Source organism: Mesorhizobium sp. P5_C1 (assembly GCF_054049815.1).
In genome coordinates this window covers 1-19,895 of sequence record NZ_JBFULQ010000056.1, presented here as the reverse complement: position 1 = coordinate 19,895, position 19,895 = coordinate 1, and the positions used below count along the sequence as shown (strand labels likewise).

Below are 19,895 nucleotides of genomic sequence, written 5' to 3'. Positions count from 1 at the left end.
GGTTCGCGCCGAAAGCCAACTGACCGCTTTCGCTATCAGCATCTTGCTGCGCCCTCGCAGTGCTCGCCGGGTCGCGGTCGGGCCACTCGCGCTCGTAACCCGGCTTCGAGCCGAGATAGCCGATCGCATTGTTCACTGAAATGGAAAAGCCCAGCGCGGTGGCTGGCTGTCCAAAGTACTCCGAACCGGAATAGTTTTCAGTTACGGTTCGGCGGCTTGTAGCTCTCCCATCGCGATAGACGGGTCTCGATGTCGAAGCGGGACGCCTCGAAGTTGGTGCCGGTGTTATCCTTGTTTTTGCCGTCGATCAGCCGATACAGCTCCTCGTTCTCGACATCGTCGACAGGGTGGGTCGATCGCACCACCCGCAGCCATAGCGATTGTGCTCGATCGCAAACGTCCTTGACCCGGATCATTTCTTCCTCCCGTCAGTCTCCGTGCTGCTCGAGGTTTCACCGCACACGCGGTGGCCGGGCCCGCCCGGGGCTCGGTCGGTGCGCTCAAGTTGCTCCTGATCTGTCATCCCGTCAATGTCATCGCATCCAGTCAGGTCACCGACATCATCAGTCGCGAGGCAAGGCAAAGCTCCGAAGCACGTGAGCCCGCCGCGTCGAAGCAGCAAACGCCGCTTCGATCCCGCAGATGTCGCACACCATGTTTTCGTTAAATGGCTAGACATGAAACAATCCGATAGAGCCGCCATAGCTCTCCAAGGTGCAGGAGGGCGATCTCATCCCGCTGCTTGCCCGCGGATAGCCTTCCTCAGTCTCGAGTGCCGCACCGGAGTTGGTGCCTCGGCAACCGCCTCACCATCATGCAGCCCAACCCGCAGCGCCGCGCCCGCCAGGTGGTCGCGCATGGCTGTCTGCGCCGCCTCGGCGTCGCCGGCGCGGATGGCGGCCAGGATGCGCTCGTGCTCGCCGAGCGTGATGCGGGCCATGTCGTCCGATTTCTGCTGGTTGCCGGCGGCAAGGATGCTTTCGCGCACCCGCTCGGACACGAAGACCAGGAACTGGCCCATATAGGCGTTGCGCGTCGCCTCGGCGACGGTGCGGTGGAACTCGAGGTCGCTGCGCAGCCAGGCGACGCTGCCATAGGGGGCCGCGCGCATGCCGGCCAGCGCATCGCCCATCGCGGTGAGATCGGCTTCGGTGCGCCGCCTTGCGGCAAGGGCTGCGGCCTGCACCTCGAGGATGCCGCGCAGTTCGAACAGGTTGCGGAAGGAGTCGGCGCGCTGCAGCGCCTCATAGTCGATGGTCAGCACCGTCGGGTTGGTGCTCTCCACCACGAAGGCGCCGCGCCCCTGCTGCGACCAGATGCGGCCTTCCGAGCGCAGCCGGGCGATCGCCTCGCGCACGACGTTGCGGCTGACGCCGAAGGTGGTCGCCAGCGCCTGCTCGGTCGGCAGCTGGTCACCGGGCTTCAGGCGCCCCTGCGCGATCTCGCGCGAGATGGAACTCGCAACCAGGGTTGAGAGGTGCGGACCGCGATTGACCTTGTCGAGCTTCAGCGTCATCGCTCACCTATAGACCATGATTGGCCTTGCTTGCCAGAATGCGGCCATTGCTCAGGATATGGCGCGGATCGAAGGCTTGCTTTATGCCCGCCGCCAGATCAAGCGTCACCGGATCGATCCGGTCGAGGAACGCCTTCTGCTTGACCCGGCCGATGCCGTGCTCAGCGCTGATCGAGCCGCCATAGCGGTCGACGACGGCAAAGATCTCGGCTTCCGCCTCTTCGAACAGTTGCTCCACCGCTTGCGGTTCCATGCCTTCCGGCGGCACGACGTTCAAATGGATGTTGCCGTCGCCAACATGGCCGTAGGTGACGGCGAGCGCGTCGGGCCGGGCGCGCTGCAATTCGAAGAGCGCGTCGGTGACGAAATCGGCGAGTTTCGAGATCGGCACCGAGACGTCGGTGCGCAGATAGCGGCCGCCCCTGCCCTGCCGCTCGACCATGATCTCGCGATAGAGCCACAGCCGCTCGGCCTGCGCCCGGGTCGATGCGACGATGCCGTCCTCGACGATGTCGGCGACGCCGCCGAGAAAACCCATGAGCATGGCGGACAGGTCGATCAGCCCGCCGGAGGAAACCTCGATCAGCACATAGGCCGGATAGGCTTTTGCCAGCGGATCGGCAAAATCAGCGCCCTCGCGCATGGTGATCTCGATGCCCTGGCGCAGGATCAGTTCGAAGGCGGTGAGCAGATCGCTGCAGTCGCGCCGCGCCCGCGCATAGAGCGCCATGGCGTCCTCGACCGAGCGCAGGCCGACCAGCGCCGTCTCGATCTGCGTCGGCTTGGGAAAGAGTTTCAGCGCGGCTGCGGTGACGATGCCGAGCGTGCCTTCCGAGCCGATGAAGATCTGCTTGAGGTCATAGCCGCGATTGTCCTTGCGCAGCACCTTCAGCCCGTTCCAGATCCGGCCATCGGCCAGCACCACTTCGAGGCCGAGCACCAGGTCGCGCGTCATGCCGTAGCGCAGCACGTTGAAGCCACCGGCATTGGTGGCGACGTTGCCGCCGATGCGGCAGCTTCCCTGCGCCCCGAAGGTGATCGGCAGCAGGCAGTCGCACTCTGCGGCGGCGCGCTTGGCATCCTCGAGGATACAGCCGGCCTCGACCACCATGGCGAAGTCGATCGGGCTGATCGAGCGGATCCGGTTCATGCGCTCCAGCGAGATGACGATCTCGCCGCCATCGGCGGCGACCGCAGCACCCACGAGGCCGGTCAGGCCGCCTTGCGGCACGACCGGGATGCGCTCCGCATGGCAATGCCGCATCAGCGCCGACATCTCCTTGACCGAGGCCGGACGCGCAACCGCCAGCGGGCGGCCGAAATGGTCGCCCGACCAGTCGCGGCTGTAGCGCGCCAGATCTTCGTCGCTGGTCAGCAAGCCGCCATCCGGCAGCACGCCGGCCAGGGCCGATAGCAGCGATGCGGAAATGGGCGGCACGACATTCATGACCTGGCTCTGGACCCTCTGGGAAAACGACTGGACAACCACCTTGCTTGTCGTGTTATCATACAACCCTGATTTAGAACATCAAGCGAGGCCGCCATACTCCTGCCAGCTGTTTGATGTGGACGGTCAGACCAGCCAATCACCAAATTCGGAGGACTTTCCCAATGAGCGACGCCCCGGGCTTTCGCTATATGCACACCATGATCAGGGTGCTCGACCTCGACAAGTCGATCGCCTTCTACACCGAGGTCCTCGGCATGACCTTGCTGCGCCGGGAGGACTATCCCGGCGGCAAGTTCACCAACGCCTTTGTCGGCTATGGGCCGGAGGACAAGGAAGCCGTTGTCGAGCTGACGCTGAACTGGGGGCGCGAAGAGCCCTACGAGATCGGCACTGGCTTCGGCCACCTGGCGCTCGGCGTCAACGACATCTACGCCGTCTGCGCCGAACTGGAAAAGCGCGGTGCCAAGATTCCGCGCAAGCCCGGGCCGATGCAGCACGGCACCACCCATATCGCTTTCGTCGAGGACCCGGACGGCTACAAGATCGAGCTGATCGGCCTCGACACGATGCAATGATCTGAGCAGGCGGGGCCGCATCGCGCCTTTGATGCGACCCCGTCCGGTCCGCGCTTGCTTGGGAGGCGGTGCGGAAGGATCTGTCACTTGATGACCGCGATCTTGCTGCGGTCGATGGTGATGGCGACGGCGGCGATGAGCACCGCGCCGAACACCATGTTTTCCAGGAAGATGTTGACGCCGACGAAGGTCATGCCGATGCGCACGATCGAGATGATCAGCGCGCCGACCGCCGTGCGGGCGACGCCGCCCAGCCCGCCGGTGATGGCGGTGCCGCCGACGATGACGGCGGCAATGGCCGGCAGCAGCAGCTGGTTGGCAAGGACCGGCGAGCCGCTCGACAGTCGCGCCGCCAAGACCACGCCGGCGATTGCGGCCAGCATGCCGGAGGCGGCGAAGGCGATGATCTTGGTGCGGTCGACATTGATGCCCGCCGCCCAGGCGGCCGGCTCGCCGGCACCGACGGCGATCGCCTGGCGGCCAAAGCGCGTGTAGCGCAGCGCCAGAAAACTGGCGATGCCGATGACCGCCGAAATCAGCACCACCACCGGCAGGCCGGCGACGGTGGCGTTGATCCAGGCGGTGTTTTCGCGGCCGCCTTCCTCGATGGTGATGGCGCGGCCGTCGGACACCCACAGCGCGATGCCGGTGACCACGCCGCCGGTGGCGAGCGTCGCCACGAACGAGGGGACGCGCAGCTTGACATGGACGATGCCGCTCAAGGTGCCGAAGGCGAGCCCGGACAGGATCGCCACCGGAAAGGCGGCAAGGCCGAGCGAAGGCAGCAGCTGCGCCAGGATGACGCTGGCCAGCGAGGCGACCGCCTGGATCGATAGGTCGATGCCGCCGAGCAGGATGGCGAAGGTGACGCCGGTCGCCAGGATGAACAGCACGGCGGTGTTGGCGAACAAAAGCGCCACGGTCTCGCCGGTGAGAAAGCCGGGCGCGGCGATCTCGATGATCAGAAGCAGGGCGACAAGCAGGACCAGCGGAATGGCGCCTTGCGTCCACTTGCCTTCGAAGATGCGCCGCAGCGAAAAAGCTTCATTCATCGCAGGGCTCCCAAGACCGTTTCGAAAGTCGCTCTCGCGAGTCATATGATGGTGGTTTCGAGAACCGGAGCGCAGCGGACGTTGGTCCGTGAGCACCGGAAGCGCAGAAAACGCCTTCAGATGGCCGCGGGAGCAGAGTTTCCAAACGGTCTCTCATACCATCGCCCGCAACAGTTCGACCTGGTTCGGCTTGTTGCCCGGGCTGGCGTCGAAACGCGCGGTGATCTCGCCGTCGCGCATCACCAGCACCTGGTGCGACAGGCCGATGGTTTCCTCCAGTGTGTCGGATATCAAAAGGATCGCCACGCCTTGCGCGGAGAGGTCGCGGACCAGTTCGTAGACCTCCTCCTTGGCGCCGACATCGAGCCCGCGCGTCGGATGGTCGAGCACGAGGATGCGCGAGCCCGCCGTCATCCAGCGCGCCAGCACCACCTTTTGCTGGTTGCCGCCGCTGAGCTTGCGGCAGGCGGCATCGGGGCCCGGCGCCTTGATGCGCAGCCGCTTGATCCAGTCGGCGGCGAGCCGGCGCTCCTTGCCATAGTCGAACGCACCATGGCGCATGACGCTCGACAGGTCGGCCAGCGAAATGTTCTCCGCGATCGACAGGAACATCACCAGCCCTTCGAGCCTGCGCTCGCGCGGCACATAGCCGATACCCCTGCGCACAGCCGGTTCCGGCGAACCGAAACGCACCGCGTCGCCGGCGATTTTCATTTCACCGGCATCGTGCTGGAGGAAGCCGCCGATGGTGCGCGTCACCTCCTCGCGGCCGGAACCGACGACACCGGCGATGCCGACGATCTCGCCGGCCCTGATCTTGAGATCGACGCCGTGATAGGCGCCGTTTGCGCCCAAGCCCTTTGCCTCGACCATGACCGTTTCGCGCGGCGCCTGCTGGCGGGCCTCGCGGTAATATTCCGCCTGCAGCCCGCGCCCGACCATGATTTCGTGCAGCTCCGGCGCGGTGACATCGGCCGCGCGATGCTCGGCGACGACCGCACCGTCCTTCATCGTGTAGACGCGGTCCGAGATCGCAAGCACCTCGTCGAGACGGTGCGAGACGAAGACGAAGCTGGCACGGGATTTGAGCGAGCGCACGCGGGCGAACAGCACCTCGATATCGGCGGCGTTGAGCACCGAGGTCGGCTCGTCGAGCAGGATGAGCAGCTGCCGCTCGACCACTTCCTCGAGCGTCAGCGCCTTGGCCAGCTCGACCATCTGGCGCGCGGCGAAGGTGAGCTCGGAGGTGCGCGCGGTGACGTCGATGTCGATGCCGATCTTGGCCAGTTGCCGGCGCGCCGCCGCGTTCATGGCGCGCCAGTTGACGATGCCGAAGCGGGTGAAGCGGTCTTCCTCGCCGAGATATATGTTTTCGGCGACCGTCAGATTGAGCACCAGCGACTGTTCCTGGAACACCATGCCGATGCCATGCCGGGCCGCGTCGCGCGGACTGCGCATGCGCAGCTGCTCGCCGTCGAGGGTGAGGCTGCCGCCGTCCGGCCGGTAGCTGCCGGCCAGCACCCGCATCAGCGTCGACTTGCCGGCGCCGTTCTCGCCGATCAGCCCGACCACTTCGTTCGGCCGGACCTCGATCGAGACATCGCGCAGGGCCTGGACGCCAGGGAAATTCTTGATGATGCCGGAAGCGCTCAGCATGGCGGTCACTTGACTATCCTGAGGCGGACGCGGTCGAGCGACAGCGCCACCGCGGCGATGATCATCAGGCCCTGCACCGTCTGCTGGATGTAGGGCGAAATGCCGAGCAGGATCATGCCGTTGGCAAGCACGGTGACGATCAGCACGCCGATCAGCGTGTTGACGACGCCGCCTTCGCCGCCGGTCAAGGCCGTGCCGCCGACGACGACGGCGGTGACCGCGGCAAACAGCCGGCCGTCGCCGATGACGGCATGCGACTGGCCCAGTTGTGCCGCGGCAAGCACGCCGGCAATGCCGAAGAAGAAACCGGCCAGCGCGAAGGCGGTGATGCGCACGCGCACCACGTTGACGCCGGAGAGCTTGGCGACGTCCTCGTCACCGCCGATGGCCAGGATGTGGCGTCCGAGCTTGGTGTGATACTGGATGACGGCGGCGAGCAGAAACGCGCCGGTGGCGACCCACACCGCCAGCGGCAGGCCGAGGAAGCGGGCCAATGCCAGCTCGCGGATCGAGGCATCGTTGAGACGGATCGCCGAGCCGCCGAGCATATAGACCGACAGGCCAAGGCCGATGAACCACATGCCGAGCGTGGCCATGAAGGACGGGATGCGCAGCATGGTCTGGACGAGGCCGCTGACGAAACCCATGGCGGTGCCGGCGACGACCGCGGCCAGCACCGCCCACCAGCCATAGTCGTTGCCATTGCTGTCATTGGCGGCGAGCAGCACCACCACCATCGCCGAGACCGACAGCGTGCCMTCGACCGAGAGGTCGATGCTGCCCATCAGGATGATGAAGGTCAGTCCCATCGCCAGCGTCAGCGGCACGGCGGCCGAGTTGGCGAGGCGCACCAGGTTGCGCAGCTCGATGAAATTGGGATTGGCAATGGCGATCAGCAGGCAGAGCACGACCAGCACCGCCAGCGGCGCCAGGCTGCGCCAGCGCCTGCCACCGAACATGGTGGYGATGCGGCCGGGGAGAAATGTCATAAGCGTCGTCCGCTCGATGTCCGAAACGGACTTCAGGGGTTCTGTATGGATTGTCAAGAAACCGCTTCCCGTCTGCTGATGACCATCGCCGGTGCGATGCACGACGACTGTAAAGGGGAGCGGGCCGCCAGGGAGCAGCAGCCCGCCCCGGCGGTCAGGTCCGGATGGCTCCGGTCACCCGACCCCAAAGATCGTTCCAGTCGATCTCCGGCTTGGCGTCGACATTGGTCTTGTAATATTCCTCGACATTGTCGTGCGAGATCAGCACCGCCTTGCCGTAGAATTCGCGGTGCTCCGGCGGCTCCTTGACCGGGTCGAACTTGCCGATCTTGGCGTTGTAGCCGATGGCCAGCCCCATGCCGCCCTGCCAGAACGGATCCGAGGTGACGGTGCAGGCGAACTCGCCGGTGCGCACCGCGTCGACCGCCGTCTTGATGCCGTCGACACCGACGATCGGCACCTTGCCGGCGAGGTTTTCGGCGCGCAGCGCCTCGAGTGCGCCGGAGCCCATGTCGTCATTGGCGGCCCAGATGCCCTTGATGTCGTCGCCGAAGCGAGTGAGCAGATTGCCCATCAGGTCGAAGGCTTCGGTCGATTTCCAGTTGGCGACCTGGAAGTCGAGCAGCTTGATGTCGGGATTGGCGGCGAGCGCCGCGTCGAGGCCCTTCTTGCGCTCGATCGCCGCCGTGGTCGAGATCAGGCCGCCGAGGGCGACGATGCCGCCCTTGCCGCCGATGGTCTTGAACAGGATCTCGGCGATGGTCTTGCCGCTTGCAATGCCGTCGAACTCGATGTGGGAAACATAGTTCGGGTTGAAGTCCTTGGGATGCAGATCCGCCGGCTTGTTCCATTGCGTCACGACATAGGCGCCGGCCTTGGCGCAGGCCTCGACGATCGGGCGGGCATCGGGCGTGTCGTTGGGATCGGAATTGAGCACCATGTTGCCGCCGGTCTTGGCCAGCATGGCCTTGATGTCGGCGATGCCTTTCTCGCTGTTGCCTTCCGAGACCAGCGTGACGTGTTCGAGACCGGCCCATTTGGCGTAGGCCTCGGCGCCCGTCTTCCACACCGCGTGGTAGGGGTTGGACAACGAGCGGATCGACGTCACCAATGTCGGCTTTTCCTGCGCGCGCAAAACCTTTGGCATGGCGAGCGCCGCCATTCCGGCGGTGGCGCCCATCATCAGCGTCCGGCGGCTGACCGCACCCGAAAGCGTTAAACCTGTCCTGTCCTTCATGTATCGAACCTCCCGATTGAATTCTGTTTCCCGCCCGGCGGCTTGCGCGGGGAGCGCGGCCGGGCCTCCGATCGACGGGTTGCCAAGCTCCTCACTTGTACGACAACCCTTCAACACTGCAACCATACCCTTTCTCTTGACGCGGCACAAGGGACTTGAGATCGTCGCGCACACGAGGGGGCGCCGATTGTGCCCACATGAGGGAGCGAGAATGCCGGATTACATCATCGTCGGCGGCGGCTCGGCCGGTTGCATTCTGGCAACCAGGCTGAGCGAGGATCCCGACCTGTCCGTCGTCCTGCTGGAGGCCGGGCCGCGGGACACCGATCGCTACATCCATCTGCCGGTCGGCTTCTTCAAGATGACGGCCGGGCCGCTGATCTGGGGCTATGACACGGCGCCCGGCAAGGCGATCGAGGGCCGCACCATGGTCTATCCGCAGGCGCGCGTGCTCGGTGGCGGTTCCTCGATCAACGCCCAGGTGTTCACCCGCGGTTGCCCGCAGGATTACGACGGATGGGCGGTCGACGATGGCTGCAGCGGCTGGAGCTACGCCGACGTGCTGCCCTATTTCCGGCGCTCCGAGGGCAACGACACCTTCGCCGGTCCGCAGCACGGCACAGATGGCCCGCTCGGGGTTTCGAGCGGCGCGCCGCATCCGCTGACGCGGGTCTTCGTCAAGGCGGCGCAGCAGGCGGGTCTTCCCTTCAGGGCCGATTTCAATGCCGGCCAGCAGGAAGGCACCGGATTCTACCAGACGACGACGCGTCAGGGGAAACGCAGCAGCACGGCGGTCGCCTATCTCAGGCCGGCGCTCGGCCGCAGGAACCTGACGCTGCGCACCGACGCCACGGTCAGCCGCATCGTTGTCGAGAACGGCCGCGCCATCGGCGTCGAGATCGTCGGCAACGGCAGTACCGAATTGTTGCGCGCCGGGCGCGAGGTGATCGTCACCGCCGGCGCCATCGGCTCCCCCAAACTCTTGATGCTGTCCGGCATCGGCCCGGCCGAGCATCTCGGCACGCACGGCATCAAGGCGATCCACGATCTGCCCGGCGTCGGCCAGAACCTGCATGATCACATGGATGTCGATGTCGTCGCCGAACTCAACGGGCCACACGGCATCGACCGCTACAAGAAGAAGCGCTGGCAGGCGGTCGCCGGCCTCGAATACGCGCTGTTCGGCAAGGGCCCGGTGGCCTCCAACATCGTCGAAGCCGGCGGCTTCTGGTGGGGCGACCATGCGGAGAAGACGCCTGACATCCAGTTCCATTTCCTGCCTGGCGCCGGCGTCGAGGAAGGCATCGGCTCGGTGCCCGGCGGCAATGGCTGCACGCTGAATTCCTACCATGTCCGCCCCCGCTCGCGCGGCAGCGTCACGCTCCGGTCAGCGGATCTGCGCGATCCGCCAATCATCGATCCCAACCCTTTTGCCGAACGCTACGACCTGGAGCGCGCCGTCGACGGCATCGAGATCAGCCGCGAGATCCTGTCCCAGCCGGCCTTCGCCAAATACATCAGCCGGGAGCACCTTCCCGGTGCGGCAACGAAGGGACGTGCGGCGCTGGAAGCCTTCGCCCGCGAACATGGCCGCAGCGCCTACCATCCGGTCGGCTCCTGCCGGATGGGCGGCGATGCGCAAAGCGTCGTCGATCCCGAGCTTCGCGTGCGCGGGCTCCAGGGCCTGCGCGTCTGCGACAGCTCGGTGATGCCAAGCATCGTGTCGTCAAACACCAACGCCGCGGTGATCATGATCGCCGAAAAGGCTGCCGACATGATCGCCGGGCGTGGTCGGTCGCCGGCGTAAGGAGCTCACTCGTCCGGGAACATCGAACGCGGCGGGAAGTCGGCGCGGCTGTAGTCGACAACGATGAACTTGCCGCCCTGGTATCGTTCCACGACCGGATTGTCCGTCACCTTGCCACGCACGCGCTCGGCCTGGCTGTCGGAACTGTCCAGCGGCGTCCAGCCGATCTTTTGCCTGGCATCATGCCGCCAGAAACCGCGGCTGTTGTTGGACTGTCCCCAGATCACCGAGCAGCCGACATGCTCGGCCTCGGCGCAGCGCTCGATCAGGCTGACGAAATCGCCGTGGGATATCCAGGTCGACAGGATCCGTTCGTCGGGAACTTCCGGCAGCACCGAGCCGATGCGGATCAGCACGCTTTCGACCGCATGCTTGTCCCAGTAAAGCCGCGCCAGCATTTCGCCATAGGCCTTCGACAGGCCGTAATAGCCGTCCGGGCGCAACAGGCAGTCCTGGTCGAGAATCTCCGTCCGCTCATAGAGCCCGACCGCGTGCACTGACGACGGAAACACCACGCGTGCCTTCTGGCTGCGCGCCGCCTCGTAGATGTGGTAGCTGCCGCGCAGGTTGGGGCCGAGCACGGTCTCGAAGGACTGCTCGGTGGATATGCCGCCGAAATGCAGGATCAGCCCGCAGCCTTGGGCAAGATCGTTCACCGCCTGCTGGTCCTCGAGATCGACACGATCGAAACTTGCGTTTTGCGGCAGCGGGATTGGCAAGGGCGCGACATCGGTCAGCCGCAAGGTCCAGCCCAGTTCTGCCAGCCTGACCGAAAGCAGGCGTCCAATCGTGCCGGATGCCCCGGTCAGCAGCACCGGTTTGTCGGAGAGAGCCAATCCCTGTCCTTTCATGATAGGGAAATCGGGAGAGATGTTCGTGCCGGCCCGGCAAGGCGAACAGAGGTTGCGCACTTCAGGCGACCGAGGGATGTCGTCATATCACCATATAAATAATCGGTTGCCAAGAACAGCGGTTCGTTTATTGCTTGGTGGCGATGAAACGTTCCTTTGGCCTTCCCCCTCAGATCAGCCGCACGGCGCAGGTGGCCGACTGGTTTGCGCGCGAAATACGCGCCGGCCATCTGACCAGTGGCGAGAAACTGCCGACCGAGCAGGAACTGATCGCGCAATTCGGAGTGAGCCGCACTGTGATACGCGAGGCGATGGCCTCGCTGCGCTCGGAAGGGCTGGTCGTCAGCCGCCAGGGTTCGGGCGTGTTCGTCGCCGACCACGAGGCCAACACCACATTTCGCATCGTCTCCGACGAGCTTCGTTCGCTGACGGAAGTCCAGAACGTGTTGCAGCTGCGGCTCGCCGTGGAACTCGAAGCCGCCGGCATCGCCGCGGAGAAGCGCAGCGACGACGACCTTGCCCGCATGCGCGATTGCCTTGTCGCCATCGACGCTTCGATCGCGGCCGGCGACAGCGCCATCGAACCGGATTTTGCTTTCCACCGGGCGATCGCCTCGGCCACCGGCAATCCCTATTTCGAGCGCTTCATGCATTTTCTGGGACCCGTCATCATTCCGCGCCAGTCGATCCGCCCGCGGACTGAGACGCCGGAGCAGCGGCGGCTTTATCTCGAGCAGGTCCAGACGGAGCACCGCCGCATCTATCAAGCCATCGAGCGGCACAATGTCGAGGCCGCCCGCTTCACCTTGCGCGAGCATCTGGAGGCGGGCCGCGAGCGCTATCGCCGCATGGTCGACGGTTCGGTCAGCTCGTAGCACGGCGTCGAGCCTGACCTTCATTCCGTGATCTCACGCCAGCTCTCCAACCGGCATGCGGCAGGACTGCATGAGCGCCGCGAGCTGCCGTTCTTCATCCACTGTGAGGTCAAGCAGCGGTGACCGGACCGGCCCGCAGTCGATCCCGGCGATGCGCGCACCGGCCTTGACGATCGAGACCGCATAGCCGGCACGCCGGTTTCGGATGGTGAGATAGGGCAGGAAGAAGCTGCGGATGAGGTCGCCGACCTCGGCCATGCGGCCGGCGCGCAAGGCGTTGAAGAAACGCAGCGCCATCTCGGGAGCGAAATTATAGATCGCCGACGAATAGGTCGTCATGCCTATTGCCGCGGCCGCACTGGCATGGACTTCGGCCGTCGGCATGCCGCCGATGAAGATCAGGCGGTCGTCCATCCGGTAGCGCAAGGCGGTGAGAAGCTCGATGTCGCCGACGCCGTCCTTGAGCCCGATCAGGTTCGGGCAATCCTGCGCCAACCGGTCGAGGGTCTCGGGCGTCAGCACCGCATTGTCCCTGTTGTAGGCGATCACGCCGATGCCGACCGAGCGGCAGATGGCGGTCAGATGCCGGCGTAGGCCTTCCTGCTCGGACTTGACCAAATAGGGCGGCAGCACCAGCAAACCGTCGGCGCCGTTGGCCTCCGCGGCCTTGGCGAACTCGACCGCCATATGCGTGCCGTAGCCGACGCCGGCCAGCAGCGGCAGGTGGTCGGGAACTTCATCCGATGCCGCCCGCACGACACGCTTGTATTCCTCGAGCGTCAGCGAGAAGAACTCCCCCGTGCCGCCGGCGGCGAAAAGCCCGCTTGCCCCGGCAGCGCCCTGCTGCGCGACATGGGCGCGATAGCCCTTCTCGTTGAAGGCACCGGCATCGTCGAAGAAGGTCAGCGGAAAGGACAGCAGCCCGCGGCCAAGGGATTTGGTCAGCTCGGTCGGTGAGAACGTCAAAACGAGTACTCCGTATGTGGGGCCGGCAAATCGGCTTGGACAGTTTGGCCGGCAGGAATTTTGGCAGCCGTGGCGTTGGGTGGGTTCATACGATTCCGGGCCGGACTTCGGCCGCGGCGGCGTCGATCGCCTTGCGGCCGAGGCCCGACTTGACGATGCGGATCAATTCCTCCTCGCTGGTGTCGGCCGTGGAGGCGTCCAGCGCGACCTCGCCCGAATGCAGGAAGTTGATGCGGTCGCAGACTTCGAAGATCTGGTTGTAGTTGTGGACGATCAGGATCACCGAGACCTGGCGCTGCTGGCGCAGGTTCTGGATCAGGCCCAGGACATGCGCGCTTTCGCGCACGCCGAGTGCCGCCAGCGGCTCGTCCAGCACCAGGATCCTGGGCGACGAATAGATCGAGCGGGCAACGGCGATGCACTGGCGCTGTCCGCCCGACAGGAGGTCGACGGTGCTGTTGACGCTGGGGATCGAGATGCCCAGCGTGTCCAAGTAGAGTTGAGCCTGTTCGCGCATCTTCCTGTTGTCGAGCAGGTTCAGCCCCAGGATGCGCTTGTGGTATTCGCGGCCGAGGAACATGTTGTGGAAGACGCTGAGGTCGCCGATCAGCGCCAGGTCCTGGTAGACGGTTTCGATGCCCTGGGCGCGCGCGTCGCGCGGCGAGGCGAAACGCACCTCCTTGCCTTGCGAGACGATCGTGCCGGTATCGGGCTGGTGAAATCCTGACAGGATCTTGATCAGCGTCGACTTGCCCGCGCCATTGTCGCCGACCAGGGCCAGGACCTCGCCCCGGCGCAGCTTGATCGAGACGTCGACCAGCGCTGTGACGGCGCCGAAACTCTTGGAGATGTTGGACATTTCCAGGACGACGGGCGCATCTGGCGCGAGCGGCGGAATGGTCTGCGTGTTCATAGGCGCCTCCGTGTGCGCAGCCGGTCGACCTGGATGCTCAGGATCATCGCCGCGATGATGGCGGCGCCCAGATAGATGTCGGAAACGGTGGCCTGGGCGCCGATCATCACCAGGCCGTTGTTGAGCGAAGCGACCACGAACGCGCCGATCAGCGCGCCGATGACGGTGCCGGAGCCACCCAGCAGCGAAGTGCCGCCGATGACTGCCGCGGCGATCGCCTGCAAGGTGAGGAACGGGCTGCCGGCCTGCGGGTCGGCTGAGGTAAACTGGGCGGTGTTGATGATGCCGGCGAAGGCCGCGCAGCCGCCGGCGATCATGAAATTGTAGATCTTCATGCGATCGGTCCGCACACCGATTTCGCGCGCGCCGATGATGTTGCTGCCGGTGGCAATCGTGTGCAGACCGAAGGTGGTGCGGTTGAGCGCCAGTGCCAGCGCCAGCACGATCAGCACCGCCCACAGGAAGGGCGTGAAGGCGGTCACGCCATGCCAGGAGAGGAGCGCATCCGACGGCTGGTAGAGGCTCTGCCCAAAGATCGCGTTGAAGGGCTGCTCGACCGGCGCCACGATCGGCTGGCTGTTGTAGATCGAGACGACGATGCCCTGCAGGAAGAACAGCATGCCGACCGTGGTGATCAGCGACGGCACGCGGAAACGCACCGTGATGATGCCGTTGATGGCGCCGACCAGCACGCCGATCAAGACGCCGACAACGGCGCCGACGGCCAGCGGCACGCCCCAGGTGACCGACATCAGCGCCATGACATAGGGCGCGATCGAGAAGATGGCGCTCAGCGAAAGGTCGATCTCGCCGGTGATCATCAGCATGACTTCGGCAGCGGCGATCAGGCCAAGCCGGCCGGTGTCGCGCAGCACGACACTCATGAATTGCGGCGACAGGAATCCGCCATCGCTGCCGACCTGGAAATAGACCACAAGCACGATGGCGACGACGGCGATGCTGGCCTCGCGATAACGGGAAAGCAGGATGAGCAGCCTCTCCGTCATCGTCTGCGGGACTTTGACGCCAACGGCGCCCTTCCCGGCTTTTGCGATTGCGATTGGCGGCACTCTTGTCTTCCTGATTTCGAATTCTGGGCGGGGATCGGCGACGGGCAAGCCGGCGGCAGTCAGCGGCGCCCTCGCTACGTCATCGGACAATGACGTGGCGAGGGCAGGAGTTTTCGCTTGGCTGAACTGCGTCAGGTCGGCTCGACGTCGCTGCGGCCCTCGAAGCGGGACTTGCCGACATAGGCGTCGACATTGTCCTTGGTCACATAGGCCTGGCTGGTGTCGCTGTTGGCCGGACCGACGAGACCGCCCGACAACTTGTAGAGATACATCTGCTGGACCGGCAGGAAGCCCTGCAGATAGGCCTGCTGGTCGGTGGTGAAGTTGACATCGCCGGACTTGATGAAGTCTAGCGTCTGCGGGAAGAGGTCGAAGCCGGCCACGGCGCCGCCGGCTTTCACCAGGCCATATTTGTTGGAGATGAAACCGCAGGCGTAGGTGTCGGAACCACCGGTGCCGAACATGCCCTTCACGTCCTTGTGGCTGAGATAGTAGCTCTCGACGCGCGAGATTTCGGTTGCCGGATCGGGCCCGGTGTTGACGACATCGTAAGTGACGCCGCTGCCGCTGTCCTTGATCGCCTGGATGTAGCCGTCGAGGCGCGGCTGCGTGTTGAGCGAGCCGGGCACGCCGATCGACAGCATGACGTGGCCGCCCTTGGGGATCAGCTTCAGCCACTTCAGCGCCGAGTTGTATCCGGACTGGTAGAGCGGCTGGCCGACATAGGACAGCCGCCTGTTGGGGCTGCCGACCGGCACGTCGGCGTTGAAGGCGACGACCGGAATGCCGGCCTGCGCGGCCATGTCGGTGGCCGCATCGAAGGCAGTCGGATCGACCAGGCAGACGGCGATGCCGTCCGACTTCTGCGCAATCGCGGTCTGCATGGCGCTGACCATCTCGGAGACGACGTTCTTCTGCGAACCCGTCCACTGGTAGCTGCAGCCAAAGGCCGCGCAGGCGTCCTGGATGCCATAGACGGTCGGGGTGAAGAACTGGTCGAGCGTCACATGGCAGACGAAGTGGAACTTGTAGGGCTTCTTCGGCAGGCCTGCCGATGAATCCGCAGCTTTCGCGGCGCTGACGCCGCCGGCAAGTCCGGCACCCGCCAATCCGCTGGCCAGGCCGGCGGCACCGAGGCCGAGTTTGCCGGCCAGTTCGAAGGCACTGCGCCGGCTGATGGCGGCATTGACCATCTCCATCTGGTTTTTCGTTTCGTCGTCCACTTGGTTCCTCCCTCTTCGTTTTGCGGGCCTGCCCACATTTGTCATCTGGTTACATTGTTATATGACAACTTTTGTGTCAATGCTTTTTCGACACCGGATTCACGACCGGCCTTTTCGCGGCCCGAGCGTGGTGCGGGAAGCCGCTTGGCCGGCACGAAGAACAGCAGCGATCACAGGAAGAGAAAATGGCTGAAATCGAATTCAGGGCTGTCGCGAAGAACGGCCTGAAGGTGACGACGATCGGACTAGGCGGCACCGGGCTGGGCAATATGTATCGCGCCGTCGACACCGACGCCGCGGTCCAAACGGTGCACGCGGCCTATGACAATGGCATCCGCTATTTCGACACAGCACCCGTCTATGGCTTTGGCGTGAGCGAGACCCGGCTTGGGCTGGCGATCAGATCCTTACCCCGCGCGGACATCGTCATCTCGTCGAAGATCGGCTACGACCTCGTGCCGATCCCGCCCGAGGACCTTCAGCCGGCGCTGTGGGACCAGCCCGGCTCATTCCGCGCCGAGTTCGACTATTCGCGCGACGCTGTGATGCGTTCGCTCGAAGGAACGCTGAAGCGCCTCGACACCGACTATGTCGACATGGTCTCGATCCATGATCCGGACGAAGCCATTCATTTCGGCACCGGCGAGGATCCCTATGCCAGAAGCCGTTTCAGGGAAGCGATGGAGGGCGCCTATCCGGCGCTCGACGAATTGCGTTCGCAAGGCGTCATCAAGGCGGTCGGCGTCGGCATCAACCAATGGCAGATGCTGTCCGATTTCGTCGTGGCGGGCGCGTTCGACTATTTCCTGCTGGCCGGCCGCTACACCTTGCTCGAGCAGGAACCGCTGGCGACCTTGCTGCCGCTGTGCGCGCAGCGCGGCACCAGGATCATCATTGGCGGACCCTACAATTCCGGCATCCTGGCCACCGGCGCCGTCAAGGGCGCAACCTTCAACACCAGGCCGGCGCCGGAACCGGTGCTCGAGCGCGTCCGCCGCATCGAGGCGATCTGCATCAGTCACAAGGTGTCGCTGCCGGCGGCCGCGCTTCAGTTCCCACTCGGCCATCCTCTCGTATCAAGCGTCATTCCGGGCGCGCGATCAGCCGACGAGTTGAAACAGAATCTGGCCTACCTGCGCGAGGACATTCCGCCGGCTTTGTGGGCCGATCTCAAGCAGGCCCGGCTGATCGAAGCCGGCGCACCGGTACCTTGAGCGCCGCTCGGTAGCCAATAGAGCGGTTCTGCGTCTGCTTGAAACGGCGGAACCGCACTAGGCGGTCTCGACGAATGCCCGCCTCCACGATCTTAAAGACGCTGGCTGGCTTGGCGGGCGCGCTTGCGGATATCCTGGCGAGAAATGCCGGCATCCGCCAGCGTGCTGTCCGACACATGCCTCAAGCGCGCAAGCGTCTGGCGATAGGCCCGCCAGCGGGCGAAACGGCGTCGAAGTTCATCCAACATGATTGTCTCCTCTGGCGCGTGGATGGCCAGTGCGCATGGTTGGTCGAAAGCGCAAAGCATCCGTGCCAAGCGCATGCGCGATCGAAGGGATTGCACTGCTTGCTGGCCAGCCGATGTGCTTGGGCACGGTCCCGCCAGGCAGGATTGTCCAACGCCTCCAAGGCCTGCATACTTGCGTATGATGCCTGCTTCGCGCTACAGCCAGGGTCGAAAGGAGTTTTTCATTTCTGCAAAATGGATATCGGCTGGGACGATCTAAGGTTGTTTCTCGACGTTGCGCGGCTGGGTGGCCTGAGCGCGGCGACAAGAACCACGCGGCTCAGCGCGGCCACCCTCGGACGACGCGTCACCGCGCTCGAAAAGCAGATCGGCGAACCGCTGTTCGTGCGCCAGCAGACCGGCTACCAACTGACCCCGGTCGGCGAAGAACTGCTGCGGCGCGCCGAGGACGTCGAGGCGGCAATGCAGTCGCTGACCCGCTGGCGCGAGGGAAGCCTGCCCGACCGCATCGTCCGCGTCTCGGCTGGGCCTTGGACCTCGGCCTTCGTCTCCGCCCATATCGGCGAGATCTGGACGGTCGATGACGGCATCAGGGTGGAACTCGTCACCACCACCGACCGGGTCGATATCGGACGCCGTGCCGCCGACATCGGCATCCGAAGCGAGCGCCCGACCGAACAGTGGCTGGCCGGCCGTCTAAGCGGCAAGGTCGCCCACGCCATCTATTCCGGACGCCACCTGATCAACGGCATTGCCGCCGGGCTGTTCGTCGGCGTCACCGGCGAAGGGGCAAACATTGCTTCGGCGCGCTGGCTGCAAGCCCATCATGGCGACCGCATCGCGGTGCGCGGCAACAACACCCATTCGGTGCGCGAACTGGTGGCCGCCGGCGCCGGCCTTTCGGTCTTCCCGTGCTTCGTCGGTGACAGCGATCCGCGGCTGGTTCGCGTCGCCCACCCTATCCCCGAACTCGAAACAGATCAGTGGATCGTCACCCATCACGAGGAGCGTCACGCCCCGCCGGTGCGAAAAGTAGCTGACCGGATTGCCACCTTGATGCGGGCGCACCAGCCACTGTTTCGCGGCGAGACGCCGATCCGGTAAGCGCGTCGCGTGGCAAACCTGTAGCGACGGCCACACCAGCCTCAAATCGACGCGAACTCGGCGAGTTCGTCGACGGCTTCCTGAACACCTTGTGCAGCCGCCCGCTCGAACCACACGCGACCGGCTACCGGGTCGTGGTCCCCTGCAAGACCATTGGAAAGATAGCGCCCGAGCATGAGTTGGGCCTGGCCATGTCCCCGCTCGGCGGCGGCGGTGAACCATTTCTGCGCTGCCGCCGGGTCGAGTGACAGACCCTGGCCGCTCCCGTACAGGGCGCCGATCGCAAACATCGCCCCGACGTGATCGGCCGCGGCTGCCCGCTTGAACAACTGCGCCGCAGCCACGGGCAAGGATGCGCCGCCGCGCCCATTGAGGAGCATTTCGGCAAGCGCCACCTGCGCGTCGACCATGCCGGCGTTGGCCGCCCGCTCAAACCAAAGACGGGCCTGTTTCTGGTCGGCGGCCACGCCGCGCCCATCCTGAAGCATGCGCGCATACGCATATTGCGCCTCGGCCACGCCTTCGGCCGCGCGCCTCACCCATTGCGCCGCCTGCTCCTCGTCCTTTCGCACGCCGACGCCCTGGGCAAAGCAGAGGCCGAGGTTGAAGGCTGCAACCAGATCGCCCGACGAGGCGGTCGCCTCGAACCATCCGGCAATGCTGGCGCGGTCGCGGTCGTCAGGCTCGCCTGCCCCTTCGAGGACCAGATTGGCAAAGTCGACCTGCGCTTCCTGATTTCCCGCATTTGCGGACGTGCGCAGCCAGCGCGCTCCCTCCTCGACGTCCTGGGCGACACCGTTTCCCGAGAGATAGAGCGATGCCAAGGCGCGGGCGGCGGCCTGATGGCCTGCATCGGCCGCGCGTCGATACCACGTCGCGGCCTCCGCATAGTCCGGCTRCGAACTCTTCACGTAGCGATCGCCGAGACGGTAGGCTGCCTCGATGTTTCCCGCCAATGCGGCGCGCCGCAGCCACGCCTCGCCGGCCGCGATATCCTGGTCTGCAAGGCCACCATCGATGAGCCCCAATCCCAACCGGAACTGGGCCGAGGGAAGGCCTTTCTCCGCGGCGAGATGATACAGTCGCGCCGCTGCCGCTCGATCGACCGGCACGCCACGCCCATGCTCGGTCAGCACTCCAAGAAGGTAG

At 65.1% G+C, this 19,895-nt stretch carries 19 protein-coding genes; 5 read left to right on the top strand and 14 right to left on the bottom strand.

The window, feature by feature from the left end; genetic code table 11:
• Positions 1-197: 197 nt before the first annotated feature.
• The 3 genes from ACXJ7R_RS07375 to ACXJ7R_RS07365 all read right to left on the bottom strand — a co-directional run bounded on the left by ACXJ7R_RS07375 (position 198) and on the right by ACXJ7R_RS07365 (position 2,963).
• Complete coding sequence (locus ACXJ7R_RS07375) at positions 198-416, bottom strand: hypothetical protein (RefSeq protein ID WP_457151242.1); 219 nt, start codon at positions 414-416, stop codon at positions 198-200.
• Between the two features lie 314 nt (positions 417-730).
• Entirely contained in the window at positions 731-1,516 is a 786-nt protein-coding gene (locus ACXJ7R_RS07370; RefSeq protein ID WP_457151241.1) for a FadR/GntR family transcriptional regulator, read from the bottom strand.
• Positions 1,517-1,523: 7 nt separating this feature from the next.
• Entirely contained in the window at positions 1,524-2,963 is a 1,440-nt protein-coding gene (locus ACXJ7R_RS07365; RefSeq protein WP_457151240.1) for an FAD-binding oxidoreductase, read from the bottom strand.
• A 164-nt stretch (positions 2,964-3,127) separates the two neighbouring features.
• Between ACXJ7R_RS07365 and gloA the strand changes: the two genes are divergently transcribed.
• A complete protein-coding gene (gene gloA / locus ACXJ7R_RS07360; protein WP_095080570.1) occupies positions 3,128-3,541 on the top strand; it encodes a lactoylglutathione lyase in 414 nt (137 codons plus the stop codon).
• Between the two features lie 83 nt (positions 3,542-3,624).
• Here gloA and ACXJ7R_RS07355 read toward each other — a convergent pair whose 3' ends face one another.
• The 4 genes from ACXJ7R_RS07355 to ACXJ7R_RS07340 form a co-directional block, all read right to left on the bottom strand.
• Entirely contained in the window at positions 3,625-4,593 is a 969-nt protein-coding gene (locus ACXJ7R_RS07355; protein ID WP_457151239.1) for an ABC transporter permease, read from the bottom strand.
• 153 nt (positions 4,594-4,746) lie between these two features.
• Positions 4,747-6,249 carry a sugar ABC transporter ATP-binding protein gene (locus ACXJ7R_RS07350; RefSeq protein ID WP_457151243.1) on the bottom strand — a complete coding sequence of 501 codons (1,503 nt, stop codon included), beginning with the start codon at positions 6,247-6,249 and terminating at the stop codon, positions 4,747-4,749.
• Between the two features lie 5 nt (positions 6,250-6,254).
• Positions 6,255-7,238, bottom strand: a complete 984-nt coding sequence (locus ACXJ7R_RS07345; protein ID WP_457151238.1) for an ABC transporter permease — start codon at positions 7,236-7,238, stop codon at positions 6,255-6,257.
• A gap of 154 nt (positions 7,239-7,392) precedes the next feature.
• Positions 7,393-8,475 carry a sugar ABC transporter substrate-binding protein gene (locus ACXJ7R_RS07340; RefSeq protein ID WP_095080563.1) on the bottom strand — a complete coding sequence of 361 codons (1,083 nt, stop codon included), beginning with the start codon at positions 8,473-8,475 and terminating at the stop codon, positions 7,393-7,395.
• Positions 8,476-8,686: 211 nt separating this feature from the next.
• Here ACXJ7R_RS07340 and ACXJ7R_RS07335 point away from each other — a divergent pair, with 211 nt between their 5' ends.
• On the top strand, positions 8,687-10,282 hold the full coding sequence (locus ACXJ7R_RS07335) for a GMC family oxidoreductase (protein WP_457151237.1): 1,596 nt from the start codon (positions 8,687-8,689) through the stop codon (positions 10,280-10,282).
• Between the two features lie 5 nt (positions 10,283-10,287).
• Here ACXJ7R_RS07335 and ACXJ7R_RS07330 read toward each other — a convergent pair whose 3' ends face one another.
• The gene (locus ACXJ7R_RS07330; protein ID WP_457151236.1) at positions 10,288-11,118 is read right to left on the bottom strand and encodes an NAD-dependent epimerase/dehydratase family protein; all 831 of its coding nucleotides are present in this window, start codon (positions 11,116-11,118) and stop codon (positions 10,288-10,290) included.
• Positions 11,119-11,276: 158 nt separating this feature from the next.
• On the opposite strand from ACXJ7R_RS07330, the gene ACXJ7R_RS07325 reads away from it, so the two are divergent.
• Positions 11,277-12,008 (top strand): FadR/GntR family transcriptional regulator, encoded by a 732-nt coding sequence (locus ACXJ7R_RS07325; protein ID WP_095080558.1) that lies wholly within the window; start codon positions 11,277-11,279, stop codon positions 12,006-12,008.
• 33 nt (positions 12,009-12,041) lie between these two features.
• On the opposite strand, the gene kdgD is transcribed toward ACXJ7R_RS07325, so the two are convergent.
• From kdgD to ACXJ7R_RS07305, 4 genes are all read right to left on the bottom strand, one after another.
• Positions 12,042-12,974 carry a 5-dehydro-4-deoxyglucarate dehydratase gene (gene kdgD / locus ACXJ7R_RS07320; RefSeq protein WP_457151235.1) on the bottom strand — a complete coding sequence of 311 codons (933 nt, stop codon included), beginning with the start codon at positions 12,972-12,974 and terminating at the stop codon, positions 12,042-12,044.
• Positions 12,975-13,059: 85 nt separating this feature from the next.
• Positions 13,060-13,887, bottom strand: a complete 828-nt coding sequence (locus tag ACXJ7R_RS07315) for an ATP-binding cassette domain-containing protein (RefSeq protein ID WP_095080556.1) — start codon at positions 13,885-13,887, stop codon at positions 13,060-13,062.
• Positions 13,884-14,957 carry an ABC transporter permease gene (locus tag ACXJ7R_RS07310; protein WP_457151234.1) on the bottom strand — a complete coding sequence of 358 codons (1,074 nt, stop codon included), beginning with the start codon at positions 14,955-14,957 and terminating at the stop codon, positions 13,884-13,886. Before ACXJ7R_RS07310 ends, ACXJ7R_RS07315 begins: the two co-directional genes overlap by 4 nt.
• A gap of 131 nt (positions 14,958-15,088) precedes the next feature.
• A complete protein-coding gene (locus ACXJ7R_RS07305) occupies positions 15,089-16,180 on the bottom strand; it encodes a substrate-binding domain-containing protein (protein WP_457151233.1) in 1,092 nt (363 codons plus the stop codon).
• 185 nt (positions 16,181-16,365) lie between these two features.
• Between ACXJ7R_RS07305 and ACXJ7R_RS07300 the strand changes: the two genes are divergently transcribed.
• Positions 16,366-17,394, top strand: coding sequence for an aldo/keto reductase (locus tag ACXJ7R_RS07300; RefSeq protein WP_457151232.1), 1,029 nt, complete (start codon positions 16,366-16,368; stop codon positions 17,392-17,394).
• Between the two features lie 92 nt (positions 17,395-17,486).
• Here the strand turns inward: ACXJ7R_RS07300 and ACXJ7R_RS07295 are convergent, their stop codons facing one another.
• Complete coding sequence (locus ACXJ7R_RS07295) at positions 17,487-17,642, bottom strand: DUF1127 domain-containing protein (RefSeq protein WP_457151231.1); 156 nt, start codon at positions 17,640-17,642, stop codon at positions 17,487-17,489.
• Between ACXJ7R_RS07295 and ACXJ7R_RS07290 the strand changes: the two genes are divergently transcribed.
• Positions 17,571-18,746 carry a LysR family transcriptional regulator gene (locus ACXJ7R_RS07290; RefSeq protein ID WP_457151230.1) on the top strand — a complete coding sequence of 392 codons (1,176 nt, stop codon included), beginning with the start codon at positions 17,571-17,573 and terminating at the stop codon, positions 18,744-18,746. The genes ACXJ7R_RS07295 and ACXJ7R_RS07290 overlap by 72 nt on opposite strands.
• Before the next feature lie 41 nt (positions 18,747-18,787).
• Here ACXJ7R_RS07290 and ACXJ7R_RS07285 read toward each other — a convergent pair whose 3' ends face one another.
• On the bottom strand, positions 18,788-19,882 hold the full coding sequence (locus ACXJ7R_RS07285; RefSeq protein ID WP_457151229.1) for a tetratricopeptide repeat protein: 1,095 nt from the start codon (positions 19,880-19,882) through the stop codon (positions 18,788-18,790).
• Positions 19,883-19,895 lie beyond the last annotated feature (13 nt).